We start from the raw sequence: 11089 nt of genomic DNA, 5'->3' as shown, positions 1-11089 counted from the left end.
CACCCCACCCCCCCCCCCCCCCCCCGGCCCCGCGGGGGGGGGGCGGGCCCCCCGCCCCACCCCCCCCCCCCCGCGCGGGGGGGGGGTGCTTTCGCGTCTGCTCACCCGGGGGCAGCTATCGAACACGCGTTCGAAGGTCTGTCAAAGTAGGCTTCGACGCATGCGGGTTGGCGTATTGGGAGCTAAAGGAAAAGTCGGCGCGACCATGGTTCGGGCGGTCGAGAACGCCGAGGACCTCATCCTGTCCGCGGAGGTGGATGCCGGCGACGCGCTGAGCCTGCTGACCGACGGCGAGACCGAGGTCGTGATCGACTTCACCCACCCGGATGTGGTGATGGACAATCTGAAGTTCCTGATCGACAACGGGATTCACGCAGTGGTGGGCACCACCGGTTTCACGCCCGAGCGGATCGCGCAGGTCGAGGAATGGCTCGCCGCCAAACCCGGCACGGCGGTGCTCATCGCCCCGAACTTCGCCATCGGTGCGGTGTTGTCCATGCATTTCGCCAAACAAGCCGCGCGCTTCTTTGAGTCCGTCGAGGTCATCGAGCTACATCACCCGCACAAAGCCGACGCGCCGTCGGGCACCGCCACCCGCACCGCCAAATTGATCGCGGAGGCGCGAAAAGGTCTGTCGCCCAATCCCGATGCCACCAGTACTAGCCTGCCCGGTGCGCGCGGCGCCGACGTCGACGGCATCCCGGTGCACGCGGTGCGGCTGTCTGGGCTGGTCGCCCACCAGGAGGTTTTGTTCGGCACCGAAGGGGAGACGCTGACCATCCGGCACGACAGCCTCGACCGCACGTCCTTCGTTCCCGGTGTGCTGCTCGCGGTGCGCCACATTGCCGAACACCCCGGTCTGACCGTAGGCATAGAACCCTTGCTTGACCTGCAATGACGCGCACGCTGCGCATCCAGCTGCTCATCGCCTTCCTGTGCCTGGCGATGCTGGTGTACTTCGTCCTGCTCGGCCGCATCGCCGTCGGGATGATCGGCTCGGGGCGCGGCGCCGCCGTCGGCCTGGGGGTGGCGATCCTGGCCATGCCGTTCCTTGGCCTCTGGGCGATGGTCGCGACGCTGCGGGCCGGGTTCGCGCACCAGAAGCTGGCCAGGATGATCGCTGACGACGGGATGGAACTCGACGTCAGCACGCTGCCGCGCCGGCCGTCCGGACGCATCCAGCGAGGCGCGGCCGACGCCCTGTTCGACACCGTGCGCAGCGAGCTGGAGGACGACCCGGACAACTGGCGTCGCTGGTACCGGCTGGCGCGGGCCTACGACTACGCGGGGGATCGGCGGCGGGCGCGGCAAGCAATGCGAACGGCGGTCCAGCTGGAGGCCCAGGGGTGACCAAGAAGCTGCTCATCATCCACCACACGCCGTCCCCGCAACGACATGCGAGAGTGCCGGAACTTCGTTTCAAAGATGGCACGGCGATATGCAGACATCGCTGACCAGCAGTGAAACGATACTGATGTGGGCCTCGGTACGGATGGTGGCGATGAACTGACCGCGGCGAGGCTGCTCTGCGGTGCCTGCGGGGCGCAGTACAGCCCGACGGCCAAGTTCTGCGGCCAGTGCGGTGTGCGACTGACACAAGCCACTCATTCGGCGGAGTACAAGCAGGTGACGGTGCTGTTCGCCGATGTTGTGCATTCAATGGACATCGCAGCGGCGGTGGGGCCGGAGCGGCTTCGCGAGATCATGGCGGAGCTGGTCGATTGTGCAGCTGTTGTTGTCCAGCGGTACGCGGGCACGGTGGACAAGTTCACCGGCGACGGCATCATGGCGGTGTTCGGCGCGCCTATGGCATTGGAGGACCATGCCGTTCGAGCGTGCATGGCTGCATTGGGCGTTCAGGAGCAGGCCCGGCGGATTGCGGCCGAGGTCCAACAGCGCGACGGCGTGGACCTCGAGTTGCGTGTCGGACTCAACTCAGGTCAGGTGATCGCCGGTGAGATCGGTTCAGGCTCCTTCGGTTACACCGCGATTGGTGAGCAAGTCGGGCTGGCTCAGCGGATGGAGTCGGTCGCCCCGCCGGGCGGGGTGATGCTCAGCGAGTCGACCGCCAGCCTCGTTGAGTACGATTTTGCCTTGGGCGCAAAGGAATTCGTCCTCATCAAGGGTTCTGTCGACGCGGTGCCGGCGCGTCGGCTATTGTCCCCGTCGGCTGAGCGCCGGGTAGGTCGTCGGCGTTCTCGCCTCGTGGGCCGCGAGTCGGAGACGGTTGTGATCTCGACGATCCTGGACAAGGCGCTAAAGGGCATCGGATCTGTGGTCACCCTCTCGGGGCCGCCCGGTGTTGGGAAGACCCGGTTGGTCCGCGAATCTGTTTCGGCTGCGGAAACCCGTGGCTTTGAGGTGTTCTCCACCTATTGCGAATCACATACCCGGGAGATCTCGTTCCATGTGATCTCGCGACTGTTACGGGCAATATTCGGAATCGGTGGTCTCACATCAGAGGCGGCCAGGATGCGGGTCGGCGCCGCTGCTCCCCAAGTCGATGCCGAGGACCTGCTGTTGCTCGATGAGCTGCTGGGCATCCGTGATACCGATATCCCGCTGCCCGACATCAGCCCCGACGCCCGGCGGCGCCGGCTCATCGAACTCATCAAAGCAGTTTTGCGGGGCCGGCCCAGCCCCGCTGTATATGTCGTCGAGGACGCACATTGGCTCGACAGCGTCAGCGAATCCATGCTCGCCGATCTAGCAGCCAACTCCCTGCAGATGCGGGCAATGGTGTTGATCACGTATCGCCCCGAGTATCGGGGGACCTTGTCCGATCTCGCCGAAGCTGAGTCCATCGTGCTTGCACCGCTGAGTGATTCGAACATCAAAGAGTTACTGGGGGAGTTGCTCGGGGTGGATGCGTCAGTAGGCAGGTTGTCCATGGTGGTCGCCGAACGCGCGGCCGGCATACCGTTCTGCGCCGAAGAGATTGTGCGCGATCTGGCTGAGCGGGGCGAGATCGAGGGCGAGCCCGGTGACTACCTGTGTCGCCGAGAAATCGACGACGTGCATGTACCACCCACATTGCAGGCTGCCATCGGCGACCGAATCGACCGGCTGTCTGCCACGGCAAAGCTGACGTTGAATGCTGCCGCCGTCATCGGGTCTCGATTTCGCGCCGAGCTTTTGGAGCGACTGCTCGGACTAACGGACCTGACGCCACTCATCGAAGCCGGGCTAGTCGACCAGGTCACGTACGGAGACGATGCCGAATACGCCTTCCACCATCCGCTCACTCAGAAGGTGGCATACGAATCGCAGCTCAAGGCCGCGCGCTCGGACTTGCACCGGCGCGTGGCGGCGATGATGCAACAGACGAACGTCGCGGTGACCGGTGAGGGGGCAGCCATGATCGCGACTCAATACGAGTCCGCGGGTGAGCCGTCCCAGGCGTTTGAATGGTTCATGCGCGCCGCGACCGGTTATGGGCCGCGCGACATCCGCGCGGCACGAGGAATGTGGGAACAGGCCGTACGGGTTGCCGACCAACTGCCTGCAGATCATCCCAACGGTTTGGCGATGCGGATCTCACCGCGGGCTTTCCTGTGCGGCAGCGCCTTTCGCGTGGGAGGCGTTCCAGAAACCACTGGCTTCGAAGAGTTGCGCGACTACACGGCCGCAGCCGGTGACAAGAAGTCACTGGCGGTGGGCATGGCCGGGTACCTCAACACGCTGACGTTCAATTCGCGTCACCGGGAAGCCGTACATATGGCATCCGAATTCGCCGCGCTGGTCGAGTCAATAGGGGAACCAGAGATGGTCGTGGGCCTTCTCTATGGAGCGGCGCAGGCCAATTGGGAAGCCGGTGAGGTGGTCGAGAGCCAGCGCTTGGCGCAGCGCATTATCGACCTCGCGGACGGCGACCCCGTCATGGGGAACTTCGTGATCGGATCTCCGCTCGCCTGGGCCATGAGTTTGCGGGGTATATCGGCGATGGCGTTGGGCCGGTCGGGATGGCGGGCCGACATCGAACTGGGCATTGCGATGGCGCGGTCGTATGACCCGACCACCCGAATTCTGGCCGAGATGTACAAATTCGTGCCCGCGATGGGAAACGCCATAGTGCCCGACGCGGAGGACATCTCGTTGACATCCGAGTCGCTGCAGATCGCGCTACAGTCGGGCGACAACAGCGCCGTCGCCTTTGCATACATGAATCGAGCGGCGGCGTTACTGCACTCTCCCGAGGGTGACCGAGCGGCCGGCATCGAGGCGTTGACCGCAGCGCGCGAGATGATCGTTCGCGAGAAACTTTCCCTGACATTGCGGAGGCTGACCGATATCGAGTTCGCTCGGGCCAAACTCAGGTCCGGCGAGCTCGACGGCGCCATCGCTCTGGCGCGCCAGGTGCTCGACGAGCAGTTCGCCACCGACGAGACGATGTTTCGTGGTCCTGCCACCGCGGTGCTGGGCGAGGCATTGCTGCGTCGCGGCACAGATTCCGACGTCGACGAAGCGGAAAAGTCGGTGGATAGGCTGGCCGCCGTGCCAACCGATCCGGGCTTCGTCCTGCACGAACTGCCGCTTCTGCGATTACGGGCGCTGCTGGCCAGGAACCGGGGAGATGAGTTGGGCTATCGGCAGTTCTTGGCACACTTCCGGGAGAAGGCGCTCGCGGCGGATTTTGAGGGATATCTGGCGCAGGCCGACGCGATGGGCTGACCACCCTTTACTGCAGACGAAGAGTGATGTCACACACCCGCATGGCACCCTATTGCTGTACTTGTTGCGAAATACTTGAGACCGTGGCGGCTCGGTTGTCGAGTTGCAGCCCCCAAAGGAGCGTCGATCAATGCAACCGGAAACCTCGCTGCGCCGGGTTCGGGTGTGTGGTGACCTCAACCCCGCCGTTTCACGCTGGCACTGCCCGGTGAAGTGGGTCGCGGCCATACCGTGCTCTGTGGTCGACTACATACCTTTTTGGCATCGGGACAGCTAGTGCCGCGCTTGCTCATCATCCACCACACGCCGTCCCCGCATTGCCAGGAGATGCTCGAGGCGGTGCTGGCCGGGGCGACCGACCCCGACATCGAGGGTGTGGAGGTGATCAGGCGACCAGCGCTGACGGTCTCCCCGGTCGAGATGCTGGAAGCCGACGGCTACCTGCTCGGAAGCCCGGCGAACCTCGGGTACATCAGCGGCGCGCTTAAGCATGCCTTCGATCAGAGTTATTACCAGTTGCTCGATTCCACCCGGGGGCGACCGTTCGGCCTATATCTGCACGGCAACGAGGGCACCGAGGGTGCCGAGCGGGTGGTGGACGGGATCACCGCCGGACTGGGCTGGGTGAAAGCGGCCGAGTATGTGCGGGTTTCGGGTAAGCCGAGCAAAGACGACTTGGAATCGTGCTGGGAACTCGGTGCGACGGTCGCCGCGCAGCTGATGGACTAGGTGTAGGTCGGCCGGAAGGCGTCGGCGGGCTGGCCCAGTGCCAATGCCGAACTGGTGCCGAGCGGCCCGTGCTGATCGAAAAGTATTGCGCTGCCAGTGGCGACGCCGGCCGCGCCGAAGTGACTCTGCGCCGCCAAGCCGATGTACTCGCCGTCCGGGAGCCGGCTGGCGGTCACCGTGTAGTCGGCGTTGATGTAACGCAATCCGCCCGTGCCCCAATGGGTTAGCGAACTCGTCACATCGCCGACGAACGCCAGACGCGTCAACGGGGTCAGCGCAAACCCGTGCACCATGGGGCGGAACAGCCGCGTCCAGGCGAACTTCGGCGAGTGCGCCTGTTCCCATTCGCCCGCCGCGATACCGGGATTGCCCGCCTGGGTCGCACCGTAGCCCCAGATCAGAAACGGCATGTCGGTCGGGAAGCCCGCGGAGCTGGTCGGCAGCGGCGGCATCTGCACCGGGGCCGTCCACACCTGTCCGTCGGGATGCTCACCCTGCCGGAGGAACAGTGCGCTGGCTCGGGCGACGGTTCTGCCGTTTTGCAGCAACGCACCGTCGATGAGCTTGATGCGTCGGCCTTCGCGCTGCACCGAGGTCTGGATCTGCACCGGCTCGAGCAGCGCCGGGCGCAGCAGGTCGACGGTGACCCGGGCCGGTACGAACTCCGGGTCCAAGCCAGTTTGCTCGATACCCCAACCCAACAGGCCACCGACGATCTGACCGCCCATCGCCGCGCCCCACGGCCCTCGCGTCATCGGACCCGGCAGATACGAATCACCGTCGACAGTGAAGAACGCCTCGGGCATGATGGCGGCATCGTCGATGGTCACCGGTATCACGATAGGACACCCGAGAGCGAGGTGCGGGCATGGCTCCCAATGCCCCCGTCATTGAAATTTCCCGTAACCACAACCCATTCCAGCGATCCGGGATAACCGTCGACGACGCCCACGTCCCGCACTACGACGGGATCCCGGCCACCCTGCTCGACCTGCTCGCCGACCATGTCAAAGACCGCCCGGACAGCGAAGCCGTGGTCGAGCTCGGATCGGATCGGCTGACCTACCGGCAGTTGTGGGACCGCGCGTCGCGAGTTGCCGGCGGACTGCGCGCGGCCGGGTTGCAGCGGGGCGACCGCGTCGCGGTGCGCCACCCCGCGGGCATCAATTGGGTGCTCGCCTTCTGGGGCACGGTGATGGCCGGCGGCATCGCCGTCGCTGTCAACACCAGGTCGGCGCAGCCGGAGGTCGACTTCGTCCTGTCCGATGCCGATGCGCGCATCGACCTCGCCCCGGACAGTCCGATGCCCGACGGACGCCCTTATGTGACCGAGCAACTCGACCGCACCGACGTTGCCGCGCTGTTCTACACCTCCGGCACCACCGGGCACCCGAAGGGGGTGCCGACCACCCATGAAGCCTTCGTCACCAACACCGAGAACGGTGTCCGGTGCCTCAACCAACCCAGGGACATCGGTGAGGACATGCGCACCCTCATCTCGGTGCCGCTGTTCCACGTAACCGGGTGCAATTCACAACTATTGGCTGCCACCGCAGTTGGCGGAGCGGCGGTCATCATGCCGGCGCTCAATCTTGACCAGCTTGTCGCGACGCTGGCCGCGGAGCGTATCTCGGTCATGGTGACGGTACCGGCGATCTACGCCCTCCTGTTGCGGCACAAGGACTTTGCCGCCGCTGACGTTTCCGGGGTGCGCTGGGTCGGTTACGGCGGTGCGCCCATCGCACCCTCTCTGGTGCGCTCGGTCAAGAACGCCTTCCCGCAAGCCACTGTGTTCAACGGGTACGGAATGACCGAGAGCGCATCGCTGATGACGGTGCTGCCGCACGAAGAGGCGGTCGAGCACGCCGACTCGGTGGGCTACGCGGTGCCCTCGGTGGATCTCGCCGTGATTCCACTCGACGACGGTTCCGGCGACCTGATCGGCGAATTGGTCGCCCGAGGCCCCAACGTCACCGCCGGTTACTGGAATCGGCCGGATGCGACCGCGGCCACGTTCGTGGATGGATGGCTGCACACCGGCGACGTGGTCCGCGTCGATGACGCGGGACGGGTGCACATCGTCGACCGGCTCAAGGACATCATCAACCGCGGTGGTGAGAACATCTCCAGCGTCGAGGTCGAGGCCGCGCTGCTGGCAGCACCCGGGGTGTCCGACGCCTGCGTCCTCGCGGTACCCGACGAGGTGATGGGCGAGAAGGTCGGTGCGGTGCTGGTCGGCGACGAGGTCGACGTGCCGGCGGTGCTCGAACACTGCCGCGAACAACTCGCCGATTACAAGATTCCGCAGTACATCACCGTGTCGGCGACACCTTTGCCGCGCAACGCCGGCGGAAAGCTGCTCAAGGGCAAGCTCCGCGAGCAGGTGCAGTGGAGTCAAGCCCTGCGCTGAGCGGCGGCATCGTACCCGCTGAGTTATCCTCGGGACAACGATTGTCATCACGACAGTTCGGCGTGCGTAGTCGTAGCTACGCCGCGGCGGTTTTGATCGTGATGCACAAATGGACGGCGGGGATGGGCCGAGGGGGAAGCGTCGGTCGCCACCGCCTCGACTGGAAACGGACTTGGTGTTGGATTTTGGCGCGCTGCCGCCGGAGGTCAACTCCGGCAGCATGTATGCCGGCGCGGGCCCTGGACCGTTGCTGGCGGCTGCGGCTGCCTGGAACGGCATTGCCTCCGAGCTCGGCGCCGCCGCCCTCGCCTTCGGCGCGGTGGTTACCAGGCTGACGACCGAGCAGTGGGTGAGTCCGGCGTCGCTGTCGATGGCCGCCGCGGTGCAGCCGCTGCTGGATTGGTTTGCCCAGACCGCCGAATCCTCGGCACATGCGGCGTCGCAGGCCATGGCGTCCGCGGCCGCATTTGAACGTGCATTTGCTTCGATAGTGCCGCCGGCCCAGATCACGGCCAACCGCGCGCAACTCGCCCGGCTGATCGCGACCAACACCCTCGGCCAGAATGTGCCGGCCATCGCCGCGGCCGAGGCGCGCTACGGCGAGATGTGGGCCCAGGATGCCGCAGTCATGTATGAGTACGCGGCCGCCTCCGCCGTGGCCGGCCGATTGAACCTCTTGGCAGGTCCGGCCCCCGTCACCAACCCGGCCGGAGCCGCCAACCAGGCCGCCGCCACGGGTGCCGCAGCGCAGGAGAGCCTCAGCGCCCTGGTCACCCACGGCCCTGCCGCCGTGCAGAGCCTCGCCGCGCCGGCCGCGCCGGAGGCCGGCGGACTGATGGGCCTGCTCCGCGACTTCGACAGCGCCGACCTCGGGTGGTGGGAGTTGTTCCACCACAACAGGGCGACCTACTCGGACTACACCATGGGCGCGCTCAGTAACCTCGCGCCGGCAGCGGAAGAGGACGAAGCGGAGGAAATCGCCGCGGAGGCTGCCCCACCAGCCGCGACGGCGGCCGCAGCCGCCCGCCCGGCCGCAGCGCAGATCGTCGCCACACCGGTGTCGGCGGCACTGGGCAAAGCGTCCTTCGCCGGCAGCCTGGCGGTGCCCGCTACCTGGTCCGGCGCGGTACCCGCTCCAGTCACCAAACCAGCGCTGGACGGCACCTATTGGGCAGTGCCGGAGGCCGAGAACGACCAGGGAGCGGTCCCGGCACCTGGAATGATCGCGGAGTCCGGCGACGTGGGTGCGCTGCCGGTGCCCAGGTACGGGGTCAAGCCGACGGTGATGCCTAAGCGAGGCATCATCTGAGGCAGGCCGTAACGTATGCCGTATGCGGCCCCAACCGCGCGACGGCGACACCACCCTGCTGATTGCGAACCGCGGCGAGATCGCCCTTCGAATCATCCGCACCGCAACCGAATTGGGTATCCACACCGTCGCGATCTACGCTGACGACGATGCCGAGAGCCCGCACGTCCACGCGGCCGACGAAACGCTCCGCGTGCCGGCCTATCTGGACCAGGAGGCGATCCTGGCGGCGGCCAAAGACTGCGGCGCCGAGCTGATCCATCCCGGTTACGGATTCCTCAGCGAGAACGCCGAATTCGCCCGGTCCTGCGCCTCGGCCGGCTACACGTTCGTCGGTCCGGACGCCGATGTACTCGACTTGGTCGGAAACAAGTCGTCGGCCCGCACCGCCGCGATCGCCGCCGGCGTGCCCGTGCTGGCCGCCACCGAAGGGCCCAGCAGCCTCGACGACGTCCGCGCTTTCTTCGCCGACACGGATGGACCGATCATGATCAAGGCCCTCGCCGGTGGCGGCGGGCGGGGGATGCGCAGGATCGAGCGGGCCGACAAGATCGACAGCGCCTACCGCCAATGCTCCGCGGAGGCACAACTCGGCTTCGGCAACTCGGCGGTCTTCGCCGAGGCCCTGCTGGCCGATGCGCGACACATCGAGGTGCAGATCGTGGCCGCACCGGTCGGCCACCAAACCCGCGCGCTGGCGCTGGGCGACCGCGACTGCAGCATCCAGCGCCGCTACCAGAAGCTCGTGGAAATCGCCCCCGCGCCCGCACTTTCCGACGAGTTGCGTCGTGCCCTGCATCAAGCGGCGGCCCGTGTTTGCGCCCGCGTGAACGTCCGCGGCCTGGCGACCGTCGAATTCCTGGTCAGTGGCGATGAATTCGTTTTTTTGGAGATCAACCCGCGGATCCAGGTGGAACACACCGTAACCGAGGAAGTCACTGGCGTCGACCTGGTGGCGATACAGCTGGCCATCGCTCGCGGCGCGTCCTACTATCAGCTCGGCCTGCCGTCCGGAATCGCCTCCGATGGAACGGAAGTCATCGGCGAGCCCGCCGCCCGAACCGGCATCGCGATCCAAACCCGGGTCAACATGGAGACTTTCGGACCGGACGGATCCGTCCTGCCCGCGACCGGCACCCTGACCCTGTTCACGCCGCCGAGCGGTCCCGGGGTGCGGGTGGACACCTACGGCCGAGCCGGGCTCGTTCCCAGCCCGCGGTACGACTCGCTGCTCGCCAAGGTCGTCACCCACGTGCGAGGCACGTCCCTGGCCGCAGCCGTTCGAAAGGCGCGCACCGCCCTGGGCGAGTTCGCCGTCGAAGGGATCGCCACCAACATCGACCTGTTGCGAGAGTTGCTGTCGGACGACCAGATTCAGCGAGGTGGGGTCTCCACCAGCTTCCTCGACGGCAAGCTTCCCGAACTTGCCCAGGCGACAACGCGCGCGCAGCAGCACCACGCCCGCGTCGGGGTCGAGCTCTACCCCGGCGAGGATGTCCTGCGCGCTCAGCTGGCGGGCACGGTCGTCGAAGTTGCCGCCGAAGGGACCGACATCGGCGCCGGCGGACAAGCGGTCGTGTTGGAGGCCATGAAGATGCAACACGTCCTGTCCGCTCCCGAAGCGTTGCGGACGGTCCGCGTTCTGGTCCGGCCGGGCGACGTGGTGGGCACCGGAGACCCGCTGCTGGTGTTCACCCGCACGGGGGCCGGCGAAGGTGGCGAATCACAGTCAACCCCAACCGATCTCGAGCAACCCCGCGCCGATCTCGACGAAGCTGCCGGGGTCGACCAGGTCGGCGATGTTCTCCCGGGCGGTCCGGCGACCTTGTTTGTGCCGCTTGGCCACGGCGGCTTCCCGTCCCTCGTCCAGTGTGACCAGGTGCCGTTGGCGCACTTCGTCGAGATCGGCGCGGGGTTGCTCGAGATCGGTTGGGGTTGACTGTGATTCGCCACCTTCCCCGGCCCCCGTG

General features: G+C 66.4%; 7 protein-coding genes and 1 pseudogene. 7 read left to right on the top strand and 1 reads right to left on the bottom strand.

Annotated features, from left to right (window positions below; genetic code table 11):
- The first annotated feature begins 160 nt into the window (after positions 1-160).
- The 4 genes from dapB to A9X01_RS24420 all read left to right on the top strand — a co-directional run bounded on the left by dapB (position 161) and on the right by A9X01_RS24420 (position 5400).
- Positions 161-898, top strand: coding sequence for a 4-hydroxy-tetrahydrodipicolinate reductase (gene dapB, locus A9X01_RS24435; RefSeq protein ID WP_065123196.1), 738 nt, complete (start codon positions 161-163; stop codon positions 896-898).
- Positions 895-1350, top strand: a complete 456-nt coding sequence (locus A9X01_RS24430) for a tetratricopeptide repeat protein (protein WP_065123195.1) — start codon at positions 895-897, stop codon at positions 1348-1350. The genes dapB and A9X01_RS24430 overlap by 4 nt, the downstream gene beginning before the upstream one ends.
- Before the next feature lie 126 nt (positions 1351-1476).
- Positions 1477-4671, top strand: a complete 3195-nt coding sequence (locus tag A9X01_RS24425) for an adenylate/guanylate cyclase domain-containing protein (protein ID WP_253849370.1) — start codon at positions 1477-1479, stop codon at positions 4669-4671.
- 276 nt (positions 4672-4947) lie between these two features.
- A complete protein-coding gene (locus A9X01_RS24420; RefSeq protein WP_065123194.1) occupies positions 4948-5400 on the top strand; it encodes a flavodoxin family protein in 453 nt (150 codons plus the stop codon).
- Here A9X01_RS24420 and A9X01_RS24415 read toward each other — a convergent pair.
- Positions 5397-6230, bottom strand: coding sequence for a thioesterase family protein (locus tag A9X01_RS24415; protein WP_065123193.1), 834 nt, complete (start codon positions 6228-6230; stop codon positions 5397-5399). The genes A9X01_RS24420 and A9X01_RS24415 overlap by 4 nt on opposite strands.
- A gap of 38 nt (positions 6231-6268) precedes the next feature.
- Here A9X01_RS24415 and A9X01_RS24410 point away from each other — a divergent pair, with 38 nt between their 5' ends.
- The 3 genes and pseudogenes from A9X01_RS24410 to A9X01_RS24400 all read left to right on the top strand — a co-directional run.
- Positions 6269-7810, top strand: coding sequence for a class I adenylate-forming enzyme family protein (locus A9X01_RS24410; RefSeq protein ID WP_065123192.1), 1542 nt, complete (start codon positions 6269-6271; stop codon positions 7808-7810).
- 178 nt (positions 7811-7988) lie between these two features.
- Positions 7989-9119, top strand: coding sequence for a PPE family protein (locus A9X01_RS24405; RefSeq protein WP_065123197.1), 1131 nt, complete (start codon positions 7989-7991; stop codon positions 9117-9119).
- A gap of 22 nt (positions 9120-9141) precedes the next feature.
- A pseudogene (locus tag A9X01_RS24400) lies at positions 9142-10893 on the top strand (ATP-binding protein); the annotation flags it as partial.
- Positions 10894-11089 lie beyond the last annotated feature (196 nt).

The organism is Mycobacterium asiaticum (assembly GCF_001668675.1).
Lineage (GTDB): Bacteria > Actinomycetota > Actinomycetes > Mycobacteriales > Mycobacteriaceae > Mycobacterium > Mycobacterium asiaticum_D.
The sequence above is the reverse complement of the archived record's forward strand: the minus strand, read 5'-3'. Positions and strand labels throughout refer to the sequence as shown.